General features: G+C 67.3%; 16 protein-coding genes. 10 read left to right on the top strand and 6 right to left on the bottom strand.

Annotation, left to right across the window (positions count from 1 at the left end; translation table 11 throughout):
• Positions 1-3: 3 nt before the first annotated feature.
• Positions 4-717: a carbonic anhydrase gene (locus MNI96_RS07345; protein WP_249691714.1), complete on the bottom strand. Its 714-nt coding sequence runs from the start codon at positions 715-717 to the stop codon at positions 4-6.
• A 182-nt stretch (positions 718-899) separates the two neighbouring features.
• Between MNI96_RS07345 and MNI96_RS07340 the strand changes: the two genes are divergently transcribed.
• Entirely contained in the window at positions 900-1,958 is a 1,059-nt protein-coding gene (locus MNI96_RS07340; RefSeq protein WP_249691712.1) for a MaoC family dehydratase, read from the top strand.
• 4 nt (positions 1,959-1,962) lie between these two features.
• Here MNI96_RS07340 and xerD read toward each other — a convergent pair whose 3' ends face one another.
• Both xerD and MNI96_RS07330 read right to left on the bottom strand, forming a co-directional pair.
• Positions 1,963-2,898, bottom strand: a complete 936-nt coding sequence (xerD, locus tag MNI96_RS07335) for a site-specific tyrosine recombinase XerD (protein WP_249691710.1) — start codon at positions 2,896-2,898, stop codon at positions 1,963-1,965.
• 19 nt (positions 2,899-2,917) lie between these two features.
• Positions 2,918-3,061 carry a hypothetical protein gene (locus MNI96_RS07330; protein WP_199270317.1) on the bottom strand — a complete coding sequence of 48 codons (144 nt, stop codon included), beginning with the start codon at positions 3,059-3,061 and terminating at the stop codon, positions 2,918-2,920.
• A gap of 162 nt (positions 3,062-3,223) precedes the next feature.
• On the opposite strand from MNI96_RS07330, the gene MNI96_RS07325 reads away from it, so the two are divergent.
• From MNI96_RS07325 to MNI96_RS07315, 3 genes are read left to right on the top strand one after another with little or no spacing between them, the layout of a single operon-like run.
• Positions 3,224-3,844 carry a shikimate kinase gene (locus MNI96_RS07325; protein WP_249691707.1) on the top strand — a complete coding sequence of 207 codons (621 nt, stop codon included), beginning with the start codon at positions 3,224-3,226 and terminating at the stop codon, positions 3,842-3,844.
• 11 nt (positions 3,845-3,855) lie between these two features.
• Positions 3,856-4,995: a 3-dehydroquinate synthase gene (gene aroB / locus MNI96_RS07320; protein ID WP_502960318.1), complete on the top strand. Its 1,140-nt coding sequence runs from the start codon at positions 3,856-3,858 to the stop codon at positions 4,993-4,995.
• Positions 4,996-5,052: 57 nt separating this feature from the next.
• The gene (locus MNI96_RS07315; RefSeq protein ID WP_249691703.1) at positions 5,053-6,408 is read left to right on the top strand and encodes an HlyC/CorC family transporter; all 1,356 of its coding nucleotides are present in this window, start codon (positions 5,053-5,055) and stop codon (positions 6,406-6,408) included.
• 21 nt (positions 6,409-6,429) lie between these two features.
• On the opposite strand, the gene MNI96_RS07310 is transcribed toward MNI96_RS07315, so the two are convergent.
• The gene (locus tag MNI96_RS07310; RefSeq protein ID WP_249691701.1) at positions 6,430-6,732 is read right to left on the bottom strand and encodes a BolA family protein; all 303 of its coding nucleotides are present in this window, start codon (positions 6,730-6,732) and stop codon (positions 6,430-6,432) included.
• 134 nt (positions 6,733-6,866) lie between these two features.
• Between MNI96_RS07310 and MNI96_RS07305 the strand changes: the two genes are divergently transcribed.
• From MNI96_RS07305 to ggt, 6 genes are all read left to right on the top strand, one after another.
• Positions 6,867-7,493, top strand: a complete 627-nt coding sequence (locus MNI96_RS07305) for a DnaJ domain-containing protein (RefSeq protein ID WP_249691699.1) — start codon at positions 6,867-6,869, stop codon at positions 7,491-7,493.
• A 297-nt stretch (positions 7,494-7,790) separates the two neighbouring features.
• A complete protein-coding gene (cobS, locus tag MNI96_RS07300) occupies positions 7,791-8,777 on the top strand; it encodes a cobaltochelatase subunit CobS (RefSeq protein WP_249691697.1) in 987 nt (328 codons plus the stop codon).
• An 11-nt stretch (positions 8,778-8,788) separates the two neighbouring features.
• Positions 8,789-10,681 carry a cobaltochelatase subunit CobT gene (gene cobT / locus MNI96_RS07295; protein WP_249691695.1) on the top strand — a complete coding sequence of 631 codons (1,893 nt, stop codon included), beginning with the start codon at positions 8,789-8,791 and terminating at the stop codon, positions 10,679-10,681.
• Positions 10,682-10,685: 4 nt separating this feature from the next.
• The gene (locus MNI96_RS07290) at positions 10,686-11,750 is read left to right on the top strand and encodes an esterase-like activity of phytase family protein (RefSeq protein WP_249691692.1); all 1,065 of its coding nucleotides are present in this window, start codon (positions 10,686-10,688) and stop codon (positions 11,748-11,750) included.
• A gap of 337 nt (positions 11,751-12,087) precedes the next feature.
• Positions 12,088-13,122: an aspartate-semialdehyde dehydrogenase gene (locus tag MNI96_RS07285; RefSeq protein ID WP_249691690.1), complete on the top strand. Its 1,035-nt coding sequence runs from the start codon at positions 12,088-12,090 to the stop codon at positions 13,120-13,122.
• 160 nt (positions 13,123-13,282) lie between these two features.
• Entirely contained in the window at positions 13,283-15,058 is a 1,776-nt protein-coding gene (ggt, locus tag MNI96_RS07280) for a gamma-glutamyltransferase (RefSeq protein ID WP_249691689.1), read from the top strand.
• 21 nt (positions 15,059-15,079) lie between these two features.
• Here ggt and MNI96_RS07275 read toward each other — a convergent pair whose 3' ends face one another.
• On the bottom strand, positions 15,080-16,321 hold the full coding sequence (locus tag MNI96_RS07275; protein WP_249691688.1) for an MFS transporter: 1,242 nt from the start codon (positions 16,319-16,321) through the stop codon (positions 15,080-15,082).
• Positions 16,318-16,914 (bottom strand): GNAT family N-acetyltransferase, encoded by a 597-nt coding sequence (locus tag MNI96_RS07270; RefSeq protein WP_249691687.1) that lies wholly within the window; start codon positions 16,912-16,914, stop codon positions 16,318-16,320. The genes MNI96_RS07275 and MNI96_RS07270 overlap by 4 nt, the downstream gene beginning before the upstream one ends.
• Positions 16,915-16,982 lie beyond the last annotated feature (68 nt).

The raw sequence follows: 16,982 nt of genomic DNA, 5'->3' as shown, positions 1-16,982 counted from the left end.
CTCTCAGCCTCCGGGCGCAAAGCCGGAGGCGAAGATGGTCGGCGCGGCAACGAAGCGCTCGCTTACCTGATCGAGCACGCGCAGCTCGCCCGAGCCGATGTCGAACCAGGCGCCGTGCAGGGCAAGGCGTCCTCTCTCTTCCAGGATCTGGACGCAAGGGAAGCTACGCAGGTTCACCAGCGACTGGCGGATGCCGGCATATTCCATCGCCAGCTGCGGATCCTCGTCGCGCTCCAGCTTCAGGCACCGGAACTCGGCCGCCGGCTCGAGCAGGGTCATCCACTTGCCGATGAAGTCGCCCGGCGACAGCGGCACGGCATCCTGGTTCAGGAACGCCTTGACGCCGCCGCACTGGCCATGGCCGAGCACCACGATATGCCGGACCTTCAGGGCCTGGACCGCGAATTCGAGCGCTGCGCTGGTCGAATGGTAGTCGTTGTCGGGCGCGTAGGGCGGGACGAGATTGGCGACGTTGCGCACCACGAAGAGTTCGCCCGGTCCGGCGGCGAAAACACCCTCCGGTGTGACGCGGCTGTCGCAGCACGAAATCACCATAACCTCGGGTTGCTGCCCGTAGAGCGCCAGGCGCTCGTAGTCGGTGCGATGCGGCTTGTGCGAATGCTCGCGGTAGCTGCGATATCCCGTCAGCAACTCCTTGGGGAAGGCGGGAAACGACTCCGGCCTGCCGCCTTCCGGCTCGTGCTGCTCGTCTGCCATGATTTGGTCCCTCTGGTTTGCGGCGCCGGAAACATGGCTTCCGGGAGCATCAGCCTTGTTAAGCCCTTGTCGTCGCGCCGGCAACCTGCTCGTGAACCTGGCACGCGCCCAAGGTCGTGCTTGCGCAGCCTCCCTCCAGCCTGTCTTATTGCACCGCGAAAAGCGACGAGGGAGGATGCGGCATGACCAAGAGTAAGACCAGTCCGGGCAACTATTTCGAGGATTTCCGCGTCGGCCAGGTTCTGCGCCACGCCACGCCCCGCACCGTGACCCGGGGGGACGTCTCCCTCTACAACGCCCTCTACGGCTCCCGCTTCGCAGTGCAGTCTTCCGATGATTTCGCCCAGCGCATCCGCTATCCCGAGGCGCCGGTCGACGACCTGCTGGTGTTTCATATCGTCTTCGGCAAGACCGTTCCGGACATCTCGCTCAACGCCGTCGCCAATCTCGGCTATGCCGGCGGCCGCTTCCTCGCCCCCGTCTATCCCGGCGACACGCTCTCCGCGGTCTCCGAGGTGATCGGCCTCAAGGAAAATTCCAACGGGCGCACCGGCGTCGTCTATGTTCGCTCCACCGGCTACAATCAGGACGGCACCGAGGTGCTGGACTATGTCCGCTGGGTGATGGTCAACAAGCGCGATCCGGCCAGCCCGGCGCCGGACGCGGTGGTGCCGGAACTGCCCGACGCGATTGCGTCGGACGCCCTGGGCGACGCCTGCCCGCTGATCGATGGAGAGGCCTGGGACGACGATCTTGCCGGCTCCCCTCACCGCTTCGGCAACTACACGGTCGGTGAGCGCATCGACCATGTAGACGGCATCACCGTCGAGGAGGCCGAGCACCAGATCGCCACCCGCCTCTACCAAAACACCGCGCGCGTCCATTTCAACCAGGTCACGGAAGGCCAGGGCCGCTTCGGCCGGCGGCTGGTCTATGGCGGCCACGTCATCTCGCTCGCCCGCGCCCTGTCCTTCAACGGGCTCGGCAACGCCTTCCATATCGCCGGCATCAATGCCGGACGCCATGTCGCGCCACTGTTTGCCGGAAACACGGTCTTCGCCTGGTCGCAAGTCCTGGAGAAGGCCGAGATCTCCGGCCGCCACGACGTCGGAGCCCTGCGCCTGCGGATGATCGCGACGAAGGACCGCCCGTGTCACGACTTCCCGCTGACCGGGCCGGACGGCGCCTACGACCCGAGCGTCATCCTCGACTTCGACATCTGGGTGCTGATGCCGCGCTGAGATCTCAGTCGCGCCGCGCCAGCGGGTGGTGGCCTTCGACAAGGGCCGCCAACCGTTCGTCCAGCACATGGGTGTAGATCTGCGTCGTCGAGATGTCGGCATGCCCCAGCAGCTGCTGCACGACACGCAGGTCCGCACCGTTCTGCAAAAGATGCGAGGCGAAGGCGTGCCGCAGCACATGCGGCGAGAGTGCCGAAGGATCGAGCCCCGCCGACACCGCAAGGTCCTTGAGGTCGCGCGCAAAGGCCTGGCGGGTGAAATGTCCGCTCTCTCCATGCGAGGGAAACAGCCATCGGCTGGCCGGATAGACGCCCTCCGCTCGTCGGCACGCCACATAGGCGCGCATCGCCTCGCGCGCCGCCGGGCCGAGCGGCACCAGCCGCTCCTTGTTGCCCTTGCCGGTCACCGCGATCAGCCGCTCGTCGCGCAGCGCCGCCGAGAGCGGCAGCGACACCAGTTCGGACACGCGCAGGCCCGTGGCATAGAGCACCTCCAGCAGGGCATGCATGCGCAGCGCCCTCAGCCGGGCGGCCGGCGACAGGCCCTCGACCTCGCTGGCCTCGCGTGCAGCGCCGAGCAACCGGTCGACCTCCTCCTCGCCGAGTATCTTGGGCAGGGCAGGGCGGCGTTTCGGCGTGGCAACGGTCCGCGTCGGATCGTCTCCCCGCAGCCCGTCCGCGAAAAGGTGCCGGTAGAACTGACGAAGGGCAGACAGCCGCCGGGCCTGCGAGCTTGCCGCATAGCCTCGCCGGGTGAGTTCGGAGAGATAGGCGGTGACCTCCTCGCGCGAGGCGGTTGCCGCGGACGCCTCTCGCGCATTCAGGAAGCCGGCAAAGTCGTCGAGATCCCGGCGATAGCTTTCGAGCGTGTTGTCGGCCGCCCCGCGTTCGGCCGACAGCATCTCCAGAAAGCTCTCGATCAGCAGGTCATCGCGTGCCATCCCGTCCTCCCGCCGCGGCCTATCGGCCGAAGCCGTCCATCGGCAGGCGCACCGTGATCTCGTGCGGTTCCGGCTCGATGAAGGTGCCCAATGCGAAGATCGCTCCGGCGACCGCGCCGGTCAGCACCAGAAGGACGAACAGCAGTCGGAAGATCGTGGGCATCGGCGTCGTATCGGACTGAGGAACGGCCAGCGGTTGGGTTCCTTATCGGCCAGTCTCCGCCTGCGATGCAAGTGCCCGATGGCACGAGGCACCGCAAGCAGGCTTGACTAGGCGGGCAGGACAAGGGCAAAGCGATGGGTCACAAGGGGAGAGTGCCATCACATGTCCGTCCTGCCGAATCTCGTCGAGGAAGAGCGTGCTGCCCGCCTCGTGACCGGACTTGGCACGCGCTCCGTCGTGCTTGTCGGGATCATGGGCTGCGGCAAGTCGAGCGTCGGCCGCCGCCTTGCTCAGACCCTCTCGCTGCCTTTCGTCGATGCGGACACGGAGATCGAGGCGGCGGCGAACCTGACCATCCCGGAAATCTTCGCCCAGCATGGCGAGGCCTATTTCCGCGCCGGCGAGCAGCGGGTCATTGCCCGCCTGCTGAAGAACGGGCCGCAGATCCTGGCTACCGGCGGCGGCGCCTACATGAACGCCGAGACCCGCGCGGCAGTGCGCGAGATGGGCCTTTCGATCTGGCTGAAGGCGGACTTCGCGCTGGTGATGAACCGGGTGCGCCGCAAGCCGAACCGGCCGCTGCTCAACGATCCGGATCCGGAAGCGGTGATGCGCCGGCTGCTCGCCGAGCGCGAGCCGGTTTATGCGCAAGCCGATCTCACCATCCAGTCGCGCGACGTCCCGCACGAAGCTGTCGTCGCCGAGATCGTTGCCGCGCTCGAAGCGCATTTCGGTTTCGCCCCCACCGTGAGCGAACAGGCTGAAGGAGCATCGCGCCCATGACATCCGAGACCGTGACGGCCGAAACCCGGGCCGGGGACCCCTTGCGTGTTCCGGTCGCTCTCGGCGAACGCTCTTACGACATCCTGATCGGCCGCGGGCTGGTGGAGGAAGCCGGCGCACGCATTGCCGAGCGGCTGCCGCACTCCCGGGTCGCCATCGTCAGCGACGAAACCGTCGCCACCCATCATCTGGAGCGCCTGCAGACCTCGCTCGAGGCCGCCGGGATCGGCTTTGCGACCATCCTGCTGCCGCCCGGCGAGGCCAGCAAGCGCTTTACCGTCTATGAGACGGTCTGCGACCGCGTGCTGGAAGCCCGGCTGGAGCGCAACGACGCCATCGTCGCGCTCGGCGGCGGCGTGGTCGGCGACCTTGCCGGCTTCGTCGCGGCCAGCGTCCGCCGCGGCATGCCCTTCGTGCAGATGCCGACGACGCTCCTCGCCCAGGTGGATTCCTCCGTCGGTGGCAAGACCGGCATCAACGTGCGCCACGGCAAGAACCTCATCGGCGCCTTCCACCAGCCCGCGCTGGTGCTTGCCGATACGGCGACGCTCGACACGCTGTCGCTGCGCGAATTCCGCGCCGGCTATGCCGAAACCGTCAAATACGGACTGCTCGGCGATGCCGGCTTCTTCGACTGGCTGGAGAAAAACCACGCCGCAGTCTTTGCCGGCGGGGCGGAGCGCGAGGAGGCGATCGCGGTCTCCTGCCGCGCCAAGGCCGCCATCGTCGCCGAGGACGAGTTCGAGACGGGCGCACGAGCGCTGCTCAATCTCGGCCACACCTTCGGTCATGCGCTGGAAGCGATCGTCGCCTATGACGGCACGCGCCTCGTCCATGGCGAGGGCGTCGCCATCGGCATGCGTCTTGCCTTCGACTTTTCCGTCCGTCTAGGTCTGTGCCCGCCGCAGGACCGGGATCGCGTCGCCGCGCACCTTGCCAGCGTCGGCCTGCCCACCCATATCGGTGATATCCCGGGACAGATGCCGCCGGCCGAGAGCTTCCTCGACATCATGGCGCAGGACAAGAAGGTGAGCCGCGGCGCGCTGACCTTCATCCTGGTTCGCGGCATCGGCGAAGCCTTCATCGAGCGCGGCGTCGACCCTGCCGCGCTGCGCGACTTCCTGACGGACGAACTGGCCGCCCGGTCCTGATCGACAGCGGCCGCTACGGTCGCATATTCGGCACCAACACGAGCGAGACGACAACAGATGAGTGACGCAAGCCTCTGGCTTTCCATCCTCGCGATCATTGTCCTGCTGGTCATGTCGGGTTTCTTCTCCGGCTCGGAGACCGCGCTGACTGCCGCCTCACGGGCGCGCATGCTGCAGCTAGAAAAGACCGGCGACCGGCGTGCGGCCGTCGTCAGCCGTCTGATCATGGTCCGCGAGCGGCTGATTGGTGCGCTTCTGCTCGGCAACAATCTGGTCAACATTCTCGCCTCGGCGCTCGCCACCAATGTGCTGCTGAGCCTGTTCGGCGATGCCGGCGTTGTCTATGCGACGCTGGTGATGACCGCCCTCGTGCTGATCTTTTCCGAGGTGCTGCCCAAGACCTGGGCGATCTCCAATCCGGACAGCTTCGCCATCGCCGTCTCCCCGGCGGTGCGCATCGTCGTGATCGTCTTCGGGCCGGTCGTCAGCGCCGTCGAGATGATCGTGCGTGCCCTGCTGCGCCTGTTCGGTATCGACGTGTCGGAAAACCGCAACATCCTGTCCGCCCATGAGGAGCTGCGCGGCACCGTCGACCTGCAGCATCTGGAAGGCGGCCTGGTGAAGGCCGAGCGCGATCGCATCGGCGGCCTTCTCGATCTCGCTGACCTGGAAGTGTCGGACGTGATGGTCCACCGCACCAAGATGAACACGCTGAACGCAGACGAGCCGGTCGACAGGCTGATCCAGGACGCGCTGGCGAGCCCGCACACCCGCCTGCCCCTGTGGCGCGGGCAGACCGACAACTATATCGGCGTACTGCATGCCAAGGACCTGCTGCGCGCGCTGGCAGCCGCCGGCGGCGACGCCTCGAGCATCGATATCGAGCAGATCGTCTCCCCGCCCTGGTTCGTGCCGGACACGACCAGCCTGCAGGACCAGCTCAATGCCTTCCTCAAGCGCAAGGCGCATTTCGCCCTCGTCATCGACGAGTATGGCGAGGTGATGGGCCTGGTGACGCTGGAAGACATCCTGGAGGAGATCGTCGGCGAGATCTCGGACGAGCACGACGTGGAACTTGCCGGCGTCCGCCCGCAGCCAGACGGGTCGATCATCGTCGACGGCGGGGTTCCCATCCGCGATCTCAACCGCGCGGTCGACTGGCGCCTGCCGGACGACGAGGCCACGACGATCGCCGGACTGGTGATCCACGAGGCCCGCATGATCCCCGAGGAGCGGCAGGCCTTCACCTTCCACGGCTACCGGTTCACCGTGCTCAAGCGAGAGAAGAACCGCGTGACGCGCCTGAAGATCACACCGCTTTCGAAGGAAGTCGCCGGATCGGTCAAGGCCGTTTTCGCCGGCCAGGCGGCCGCGACTGCGCAGGCCCCTGCCCCGACGGTGCAGCCCGGCTGATCGGACGAAGCGGAAGCGAGTTCAAGAGAGAGAGGCCGGCCCGCCGCCGCGGGGGTCGCGCTCGTCGGGCGTGCGCACCTCGATTGCCAGCGCATGAAGGCCGGCGTCGAATGCGGGCTTCAGGCAGTCGTTGACCGCCCTGTGGCGCGCGACGCGGCTCTGGCCGGCAAGCGTGTTCGCCACCATGCGGATTCGGAAGTGGGTTTCGCCGCCCTCGCGCCAGCCGCCGTGTCCGCGGTGCCGCTCGGATTCGTCGATAACCTCGAGGCTCTGCGGGGCAAAAGCCTCGCGCAGGCGCTGTTCGATCAGGTTCCGGATACTCATGCCTTCCATGTGACAGACTTTTCGCCGCCGTCAAGACCTTGCCGAAGGCGCCCCCCTCCCCCTATTTATGCGGATCGCCGCGGCAAGAGCTGCGCATTCCCGCCCCGCAGATCACGGAAACTGGACCAGGACCGGTGACTTCGGACATCTTCGACCGCATTCGCATCAGCCCGAAGCGCAGCCGCGCTGCGGAGGAGGAGTTCGTGTGCGAGCGGGCCTGCGACTGGGAGGGCTGCGACGAGCCCGGCACCCACCGGGCGCCGAAGGGGCGCCATGCCGACGGCGAGTATCATCATTTCTGCCTCGCCCATGTGCGGGACTACAACAAGTCCTACAACTATTTCGCCGGCATGGACGACGACGAGACGCGCGCCTACCAGCGTGATGCCCTGACCGGTCATCGCCCCACCTGGAAGATGGGCGTCAACGCCAAGGCGGTCGGCGAAAGTGCCCAGGCCTGGTCGGATGTCGACCCGCGCCAGGCGGCCCGGGCCCGCGCGGAGGCGCGCAAGCGCGCCGGACGCGGCGGCCGGACGGAAGGAAGCGGCGCCCGAGCGCCCAAGCTGAAGCAGCTGGAAGCGCGCGCTTTCGACACGCTCGGCCTGCCGCATCACGCCCGCGACGCCGAGATCAAGGGCCGCTACAAGGAGCTGGTGAAGCGGCTGCATCCTGATGCCAATGGCGGCGATCGGTCGCTGGAAGACCGGCTGCGCGAGATCATCAACGCCTACTCCTTGCTGAAAAAGGCCGGCTTCTGCTGAACCGACCTGGCTGCCTTGTCCTTAAGCAGGCTTGCCAGTTGGTCCGGATCGGCTATGAAATCGTAGGTCTCCCGTGTTTGAGGATCGTGTCCGGCAGTGGCCGGCCTGCGGTCTCCCGTCGCAGGGGGGGTCCTTTCCCGGCGCAATTCGCGCCAGCGCCGCCAGCGACGAGGCGTTTTCACTTGGCCGAACGAGGCTCTGGCAATAGGGTCTGGTTCGAATTTCGCGCCGTGTCGACACGCGCGGCGCTTTGCACGACATCGCGGATCCCGCCGGCGGCGGGCCAGCGGAGGAAAGATGACTGACAAGACCCTGCCCGTCGAAAACCTGCCGGACACCACCGTGTCCGTGCGCGAGACCTTCGGCATCGACAGCGACCTGACGGTTCCCGCCTATAAGGAACCGACCGCTCACACGCCCGATCTCGATCCCGACTATCTCTTCGACCGGCAGACCACCCTGGCGATCCTCGCCGGCTTCGCCCACAATCGTCGCGTCATGGTCACCGGCTATCATGGCACCGGCAAATCGACCCATATCGAGCAAGTCGCGGCGCGGCTGAACTGGCCCTGCGTGCGCGTCAACCTGGACAGCCACATCTCGCGGATCGACCTGGTCGGCAAGGACGCCATCGTTCTCAAGGACGGCCGCCAGGTCACCGAGTTCCGGGACGGCATCCTGCCCTGGGCCCTGCAGAACAACATCGCGCTGGTGTTCGACGAGTACGACGCCGGTCGTCCGGACGTGATGTTCGTCATCCAGCGCGTGCTGGAAGTGTCCGGTCGCCTGACCCTGCTCGACCAGAATCGGGTGATTCGCCCGCATCCGGCCTTCCGCCTGTTCGCCACCGCCAACACGGTCGGCCTCGGCGACACCTCGGGCCTCTATCACGGCACGCAGCAGATCAACCAGGGCCAGATGGACCGCTGGTCGATCGTCACCACGCTGAACTACCTGCCGCACGACAACGAGGTCGAGATCGTCCTGGCGAAGTCGAAGCACTACCAGACCGACGAGGGTCGCAAGATCGTCTCGCGCATGGTCCGCCTCGCCGACATGACCCGCAACGCCTTCATCAACGGCGATCTGTCGACGGTCATGAGCCCGCGTACGGTGATCACTTGGGCCGAGAACGCCGATATCTTCAAGGATCTCGGCTTCGCCTTCCGCCTCACCTTCCTCAACAAGTGCGACGAGATGGAGCGCACGCTGGTGGCCGAGTTCTACCAGCGCTGCTTCGGCGAGGAGCTGCCCGAGTCCGCCGCCAACGTGGTGATGAGCTGACCGGCAGTCCCATGCGCAATCCGCCTTCCGAGAAGAGCAAGCCTTCGAGCGAGCCGCTGAAGCGGGCGATCGGCGACACGATGCGCGCCATCGCCGCCGATGCCGAGCTCGAGGTGCTGTTCTCCTCCGACAAGCCGTCGCTGTCGGGCCATACGGCCCGCCTGCCGGAGCCCTCTCGGCGCCTCACCGCCGACGAGATCGCCGTCACGCGCGGCCTCGGCGATGCTATGGCGCTCAAGCTCGCCTGTCATGACCCCGGCCTGCACCGCAAGCTGGTGCCGCAGGGCGAGACGGCCCGCGCCATCTTCGACGCGGTCGAGCAGGCGCGCTGCGAGGCGGTCGGCGCCAACCGCATGCCGGGCGTTTCCGACAATCTCTCCGCCATGCTGGAGGAGCGCAGCCGCAAGGCAGCCTATGCGGACGTGGCCAGCCGCGAGGATGCTCCGCTGGAGGAGGCGATCGCCTACATGGTGCGCGAGCGCCTGACCGGCCGACCTGCGCCCAGGAGCGCCGAGCCGATGATCGCCCAATGGCGCGGCTGGATCGAGGAAAAGGCGGGCAACGCGCTCGACCTGCTCGCCGACCGGATCGAGGATCAGCAGGATTTCGCCAAGCGCCTGCGCAAGGTGCTGACATCGCTCGAGATGGACGAGGATATCGGCCAGGAGAGCGAGGACGAGAACGCCGAGAACGACGACGCCGAAGGCCGCAACGAGCGCGGCGAGACCTCCGCCGACGGCGAGGAGGAAAGCGGCGAGGACGAGGGCGCGCCGCAGGAGATGGAGCTCTCCGGCGAGGAGACCGAGGCGGGCGAGACCGAAGGCCTCGACGGTGACCTCCAGGAACTCACCCAGGACGACCAGGCAGACCAGGCCGAGGAGCCCGGCGAAAGCCGGCGCCGCGAGCTGCCGTTCTCCAACCTGCCGCCGACCTCGGACTACAAGGTCTTCACCAGCCGCTTCGACGAGACGGTGCCGGCCGAGGAGCTGTGCGACACCGCCGAGCTCGACCGCCTGCGCAGCCATCTCGACAAGCAGCTGCTCAACCTGCAGGGCGCGGTCGCCCGGCTGGCCAACCGGCTGCAACGCAAGCTGCTGGCCCAACAGAACCGCTCCTGGTCCTTCGACCTGGAGGAAGGCATGCTGGACACGGCCCGCCTGACCCGCGTCGTCACCGACCCGATGCAGCCGCTCGCCTTCAAGCAGGAGAGCGACACCAACTTCCGCGACACCGTGGTGACGCTGCTGCTGGACAATTCCGGCTCCATGCGCGGCCGGCCGATCACGGTTGCCGCAACCTGCGCCGACATTCTGGCCCGCACGCTGGAGCGCTGCGGCGTGAAGGTCGAGATCCTCGGCTTCACCACCCGCGCCTGGAAGGGTGGGCAGTCGCGCGAAGCGTGGCTCGCCGCCGGCAAGCCGGCCCAGCCCGGCCGCCTCAACGACCTGCGTCACATCATCTACAAGTCCGCAGATGCGCCCTGGCGCCGGGCGCGGCGCAATCTCGGCCTGATGATGCGCGAGGGCCTGCTGAAGGAAAACATCGACGGCGAGGCGCTGGACTGGGCGCACAAGCGCCTGCTCGGCCGTCCCGAGGCCCGCAAGATCCTGATGATGATCTCGGACGGCGCCCCGGTCGACGACTGCACCCTGTCGGTCAACCCGGGCAATTATCTCGAGCGGCACCTGCGCTACATCATCGAGGAAATCGAGACCCGCTCGCCGGTGGAGCTCATAGCCATCGGCATCGGCCACGATGTCACTCGCTACTATCGCCGCGCCGTCACCATCGTCGACGCGGAGGAGCTTGCCGGCGCGATGACCGACCAGCTCGCCGACCTCTTCGACGAGCAGACGCAAGCACTGTCGCGCGGGAGCCGCGGACGGCGCCGCGCGGCACGCTGACGCCATGACCCGGCTCCTGCCGACCCTGCGGCTCCGGACGCGGCGCGCTGCCGCGCTGGCCGCCGTCGTGCTGACGGCAGTGCTGCTGCTGATGCCGGCCCCGGCCCGCGCGGTCATCGACGTTCCCCTTCAGGACGTGACGATCCGCAGCAAGCAGATCGACGCGTTCCGCATCGGCCGTGCCGACGAGCCGCGCTTTGGCGGGCTGACTTTTCTCGGCGGGCTGGAGCTCTTGTCCGGTAACCGCCATATGGGCGGCCTGTCCGGCCTGGTCCTGAGCGCCGACGGCCGCGAGATGGTGGCAATCTCCGACAATGGTCTCTGGCTCACCGCAACCATCGACGCGGACCCGAACGGACGGCCGCTCGCGGTGCGCGACGCCCGCCTCAGCGCCATCATCGACCCCAGCGGCAGGCCGCTGATGGACCGTGGCCGCGGCGATGCGGAGGCCCTGACCCTGCGCCGCAATCCGGACGGCACCGGCGAGCTCTACATGGCGACCGAGCGCTACCACGCGATCTACGCCTTCCCCTATCCGCTGACCGACCTGCGGACCCCAGGTCGGGCGCTGGACCTGCCCGTCGCGATGACCGGCAACCTGCGGCACAACAAAGGCATGGAGGCTGTCGCCTTCGCCAACTCCGGTCCGCTCGCCGGCACGCTGGTCGTGGTCTCCGAACGCGGACAAACCTTCAACTCGAACCTGCCGGGTTACCTGCTGGGCGGACCGTCGCCCGGCACCTTCACCGTTCTGCGGCAGGACTCCTACGACGCCACCGACGCAACCTTCCTGGACAACGGCGATATGGTGCTGCTGGAGCGCCGCTTCACCCTGCGCCACGGCATCGGCATGCGGGTGCGCCTGCTCCCTGCAACCGAGCTGAAGCCCGGCGCAATGGTCGTCGGCCGCGTGCTGCTTGAGGCCGGCTTTTCCGAGCAGATCGACAACATGGAAGGCGTTGCCGTGCATCGGAATGCCGCCGGCGAGACCATCCTGACCATCGTCTCCGACGACAACCGCTCGATCCTCCAGCGCACGCTGCTGCTGCGCTTCCGCATCGACGGCTGATCCCGCAGCAAGGCGGCATCCGCAAGGCCATGTTGACATTGGCCGCGCATGACGTCATCTAGTCGCCGTCGAGGTCCGGACAGTTCCCGTCCGGATCCGCGAGGGATCCCATGCCGAAGCCGTGCGCCCTTTTCAACGCCCCGTTCACCGCGACGAAAGCCGCGAACGGTGTCGCGTGCGCCGGCACGACCACGACGACGACCCGCAAAACGACCGCCTGACGGCCCTCTCGACCCGCGCTCCCCCCGGGTCCGACGGGGGACCGAACGGACCTGAGGCTCCCGCAGGGATGGCGGCTTCGGGTTGGCGGGGAGCGGCAAGAGAGGACTGAATACCAATGGCTTACAAGATCGCAGTGGTCGGCGCGACCGGCAATGTCGGCCGCGAGATGCTCGACATCCTGGACGAACGCGGCTTTCCGGCCAGCGAAGTCGTGCCTGTTGCCTCCCGCCGGTCGCAGGGCGTCGAGGTGTCCTTCGGCGACCGCACGCTGACCTGCCAGGCCATCGACCATTTCGACTTCTCGGATGTCGACATCTGCCTGATGTCCGCCGGCGGGACCGTATCCAAGGAGTGGTCGCCGAAGATCGCCGCCAAGGGCTGCGTCGTCATCGACAACTCCTCGGCCTGGCGCTACGACGCCGACGTGCCGCTGATCGTTCCGGAAGTGAACGCCGACGCCATCACCGGCTTCACCCGGAAGAACATCATCGCCAATCCGAACTGCTCGACCGCCCAGCTGGTCGTCGCGCTGAAGCCGCTGCACGATGCGGCCACCATCCGGCGCGTCGTCGTGTCCACCTACCAGTCGGTCTCCGGCGCCGGCAAGGACGGCATGGACGAGCTGTTCAACCAGACCCGCTCGATCTTCGTGAACGACCCGATCACCCCGGAGAAGTTCACCAAGCGCATCGCCTTCAACGTCATCCCCCATATCGATGTCTTCATGGAGGACGGCTACACCAAGGAAGAGTGGAAGGTGCTGGCCGAGACCAAGAAGATGCTCGACCCGAAGATCAAGGTCACCTGCACCGCCGTGCGCGTGCCGGTGTTCATCGGCCATTCGGAGAGCGTCAACATCGAGTTCGAGCGCCCGATCACGGCCGAGGAGGCCCGTGACATCCTGCGCGAGGCGCCGGGCGTGCTCGTCGTCGACAAGCACGAGGACGGCGGCTACGTCACGCCTTACGAGAGCGCCGGCGAGGATGCGACCTATGTCAGCCGCATCCGCGAGGACGCGACCATCGAGAATGGCCTCAACATGTGGGTCGTCGCCGACAACCTGCGCAAGGGCGCGGCGCTGAACGCCGTGCAGATCGCGGAAGTTCTGGTCAATCGCGGCCTGATCACTCCGAAGAAGGCCGCTGCCTGAGGCACCTCCTTTCCCAATCCGTATGCTGCGCGGCGCGGTCCCTTGCGGGCCGCGCCGTTTTTTTTGCGTCCGCTCCCAGCAATCCTGACAGGGCTGGCCGCGCCGGCCAAAAGCCGACAGACTGCCCGTCCAGAACAGCATACCGGAAGTGAGTGAGACGATGAACAGGACACCCAAGCGGGCACCGGCGCGCAGGATCGCCAGCGCCGCCCTTGCCGCCTGCCTCTTGTGGGCAGGACCCGGCCTTGCCCAGACAGCCGCTCCAGCCGCGCCCCAGCCGGCGCCGATCCTCTCCGGCTCGGACCGCTTCCACCCGGTGCTTGCCCGCAGCGGCATGGTCGCCAGCCAGGAAGCGACCGCGACCCGCGTCGGCCGCGACATCCTCGCTGCCGGCGGCAATGCGGTCGATGCGGCGGTGGCGGTCGGCTTCGCCCTTGCCGTAACCCTGCCGCGCGCCGGCAATATCGGCGGCGGCGGCTTCATGCTGGTCCACATGGCCGAGAGCGGGGAGACGCTGGCTCTCGACTATCGCGAGCTCGCCCCTGCCGCGGCCAGCCGGGACATGTTCCTCGATGCCGAGGGAAATGCCGACAGCGAGAAATCCCGCTATTCCGGCCTTGCCGTCGGCGTTCCGGGAACGGTCGCCGGTTTACATGCCGCCCATGCCCGCCATGGCAGCGGCCGCTTCAGCTTCGCGGAGCTGCTCGCCCCCGCCATCGCGCTTGCCCGCGACGGCTTTCCCGTCTCCGACGATCTTTCCGGCTCCTTAAAACAGGCCCTGCCCCGCCTGTCGAAGGATCCTGCGGCGCTCGCGACCTTCTACAAGGCCGACGGCGGCTTCTACGAGCCCGGCGAGACCCTGCGCCAGCCGCAGCTCGCCGCAACGCTGCAGAAGATCGCCGACGAAGGCCCGGACGGCTTCTACAAGGGAACGGTCGCAGAAGCGATCGCGGCACGCGTCCGCGAAGGCGGCGGCGACATGACCGCCGACGACCTTGCCGCCTACGAGGCGAAATGGCGCGAGCCCGTCTCGGGCACCTATCGCGGCTACGAGGTCGTCTCCATGCCGCCCCCCTCCTCCGGCGGCGTGCATCTCGTGGAGATCCTCAACATGCTGGAGCCCTTCGACCTTGCCGCATCCGGCTCCGGTTCGGCAGCAACGCTCCATGTCATGGCCGAGGCGATGAAGCGGGCCTATGCGGACCGCTCGGAGTTCCTCGGCGATCCCGACTTCGTCGATATTCCGGTAAAGGGCCTGACATCCAAGGCCTATGCCACCTCGCGAATGGCCGATTTCGACACAGAAAAGGCGACGCCCGCCGACGGGCTCTCTCCCGGCAAGCCGGCGCCTTACGAAAGCGAGGAGACCACGCATTATTCGGTGGTGGACGGTGAGGGCAATGCGGTCTCCAACACCTACACGCTCAACTTCTCCTACGGCGTCGGCATGATGGCCGGCGACACAGGCATCCTGCTCAACAACGAGCTCGACGACTTCTCCGCCAAGCCCGGCGTGCCGAACGCCTACGGCCTCATCGGCGGCGATGCCAACGCCGTCGCGCCGCGCAAGCGGCCGCTCTCCTCGATGAGCCCGACGCTGGTGTTTCGCGACGGCCGGCTGGTATTGGCCACCGGCTCTCCCGGCGGCAGCCGCATCATCACCACCGTGTTGCAGATCATCCTCAACGTGGTCGACCACGGCATGAACATCGCCGAGGCGACCGCCGCACCGCGCATGCACCATCAGTGGCTGCCGGACGAGATCCGCATCGAGGACGGCTTCTCGCCGGACACGCTGGCGATCCTGCGCGGGCTCGGCCATACGGTGGAGGAGCGCGCCACCATGGGCTCCACCCAGTCGGTGATGGCGGTCGAGAATGGCTTGGCCGGCGCCTCGGACCCGCGGGTGCAGGGTGCACTGGCCGCCGGCAACTGATCCTGCAAAGGATCGGCGGGCTCAGCCTCGCCGACGAAGCAGGGTCGCCGCCAGCAGCAGCACGTAGACGCCGCCGAGCAGCATCGGCAGGCCGGAGAGGCCGGCGAGATCGATGGCAAGACCGGAGATCGCCGGCCCCGTAAAGCCGCCCACGCCCCACATTACCGCAAAGCCGGCATTGCCGGCGATCAGCATGGCGCCGGTGAAACGGCGGCCGAGCTCCATCAGTGCGATGGTGTAGACGCCATAGGCCGAGGATCCCCAGACGAAAAGCATCGCCCAGAGCGGCCATTTCGTCTCGATCAGCACCGGCAGCAACGCGGCGCCGGCAATGGTCAGCAGACACAGAACGACCATAACGAGGCGCGGACCCCAGCGGTCGGCCATCGTGCCGATCGGCACCTGGAAGACGATGTTGCCGACGATCAGCACGGCAAGCGCCGTTGCCACCGCCGCCTCGTCGAGGCCGTGACCGAGGCCGTAGACCGGGAACAGCGTCAGAATCGCCTGGTCGAAGGCGGCGGCGATGCCGGTCACCACCAGCAGGAACGGGATCAGCGGCGCAACGGCGCGGATCGACCCGCTTTCGCCGGCGGCAAACCGCGGCAGCCGATGGCGGATCGAGGCAATCAGCAGCGCACAGACCAGACAGACCGCGATACAAAGAAGGAACGGCGTGAGCGTTCGCGTGCCGGTCACCGTCAACGTCGCCGGGCCGAGCGCAAAGCCGGCGGCAAGCGCCGTCGCATAGAGGCCGAGCATGCGGCCGCGGATCCGGTCGGGGGCCAGCTGGTTCACCCAGGTCTCGCTGGAAATGTAGAGCCCGTTGATGCCGACGCCGAGCAGGAAACGCGCCGGAAACCACAGCCACAGCGACTGCACCGTGCCGATCAGCGCGAACAGCACCGCCAGCAGCAGCGCACTGGCAATGGCCAGCCGTGCCGCACCGAAACGGATCGCCAGCTGCGGCACCAGGGGCGCGGACAGGATCAAGCCCAGCGCCATCATGGCGGCATTGCTGCCGATCAGCCAGGCCGGCGTTCCCTGCCGCTCCAGGATGAAGGAGAGCAGCGGATAGGTGAGCCCCTGCGCCAGGCCGAACACGCCGACAAGCATCAGCACCACTGCAATCGCCGCGCGGTCGAGCGTCTGCGGCGCGCCGGGCACGTGCTCCGCCACCTCTGCCACCTGCGGCCGGTCGGGCACCGGCGCGGTCGGCGACGGCAGCTGTCCGGTCTCGACCCTCTCCCCGGTCTCGCTCATGCACTCCCTGCCGCGTCCGTGAGGTAGTGTCGCATGGTCGTGACCGAAGCAAAGCCGAAGACCGGCCGCAGCAGGTCGAGCCGGCGTCGCCCCTCCTCGACGAAGCCGCAGCGCAGATAGAGCGCCTTGGCCCGCGGATTGGTATCGACGACGTCGAGCCTTACCGCCCGCTTGCCGGCGCGCCGGGCCATCGCGACGATCTCGGCCAGCAGCGCGCTGCCGACGCCGGCACCGCGCGCCCCTTGTCTGACCGCAATTCCATCCATCGGCAGCACGTCCTCGTCTTCCTCCTTGTCGAGCAGAGCGAGGCCCGCAACCCGGATCGCCGTTCCCATCAGGCTGAAACGCTCACGGAAATGCCGCCACTTCGGCTCGAACAGTCCATGCCCGTCGAGACGATACCCGGCAATGCCGACGAGCCGGCCATCGATGACGGCGCAGACGCCGCGGTCATGGCGCAGATGTGGCGCGAGGAACTCTGCTGCCGCATCCGCCGTGCCGAAGAACGGCCGCAGTTTCTGGATCAGCGCCTCGCAATAGATCCGCGTCGCCGCCATCTCGTCGCCAGGACGCACATGAGAAAGCACGTTCATCGCCAGCTCCTGTCGTTGCCCCCGCAATTTCACCCTCAGGTTGATCGGACAGTTCGAGACGTAATCGC

The sequence above is a fragment of the Stappia sp. WLB 29 genome, from assembly GCF_023507705.1.
Taxonomy (GTDB): Bacteria; Pseudomonadota; Alphaproteobacteria; order Rhizobiales; family Stappiaceae; genus Stappia.
Note: the sequence above shows the minus strand (reverse complement) of the source record. Positions and strands in the feature narration are given on the sequence as shown.

What these genes read in the sequence shown, in the direction of transcription:
- MNI96_RS07315 (WP_249691703.1), top strand. Translation starts at nt 5,053, where the DNA reads ATGAGTGACGCAAGCCTCTGGCTTTCCATCCTCGCGATCATTGTCCTG.
- ggt (WP_249691689.1), top strand. Translation starts at nt 13,283, where the DNA reads ATGAACAGGACACCCAAGCGGGCACCGGCGCGCAGGATCGCCAGCGCC.
- MNI96_RS07330 (WP_199270317.1), bottom strand. Translation starts at nt 3,061, where the DNA reads ATGCCCACGATCTTCCGACTGCTGTTCGTCCTTCTGGTGCTGACCGGC.
- xerD (WP_249691710.1), bottom strand. Translation starts at nt 2,898, where the DNA reads ATGGCACGCGATGACCTGCTGATCGAGAGCTTTCTGGAGATGCTGTCG.
- MNI96_RS07290 (WP_249691692.1), top strand. Translation starts at nt 10,686, where the DNA reads ATGACCCGGCTCCTGCCGACCCTGCGGCTCCGGACGCGGCGCGCTGCC.
- MNI96_RS07270 (WP_249691687.1), bottom strand. Translation starts at nt 16,914, where the DNA reads ATGAACGTGCTTTCTCATGTGCGTCCTGGCGACGAGATGGCGGCGACG.
- cobS (WP_249691697.1), top strand. Translation starts at nt 7,791, where the DNA reads ATGACTGACAAGACCCTGCCCGTCGAAAACCTGCCGGACACCACCGTG.
- MNI96_RS07275 (WP_249691688.1), bottom strand. Translation starts at nt 16,321, where the DNA reads ATGAGCGAGACCGGGGAGAGGGTCGAGACCGGACAGCTGCCGTCGCCG.
- MNI96_RS07310 (WP_249691701.1), bottom strand. Translation starts at nt 6,732, where the DNA reads ATGAGTATCCGGAACCTGATCGAACAGCGCCTGCGCGAGGCTTTTGCC.
- MNI96_RS07345 (WP_249691714.1), bottom strand. Translation starts at nt 717, where the DNA reads ATGGCAGACGAGCAGCACGAGCCGGAAGGCGGCAGGCCGGAGTCGTTT.
- MNI96_RS07325 (WP_249691707.1), top strand. Translation starts at nt 3,224, where the DNA reads ATGTCCGTCCTGCCGAATCTCGTCGAGGAAGAGCGTGCTGCCCGCCTC.
- MNI96_RS07340 (WP_249691712.1), top strand. Translation starts at nt 900, where the DNA reads ATGACCAAGAGTAAGACCAGTCCGGGCAACTATTTCGAGGATTTCCGC.
- cobT (WP_249691695.1), top strand. Translation starts at nt 8,789, where the DNA reads ATGCGCAATCCGCCTTCCGAGAAGAGCAAGCCTTCGAGCGAGCCGCTG.
- MNI96_RS07285 (WP_249691690.1), top strand. Translation starts at nt 12,088, where the DNA reads ATGGCTTACAAGATCGCAGTGGTCGGCGCGACCGGCAATGTCGGCCGC.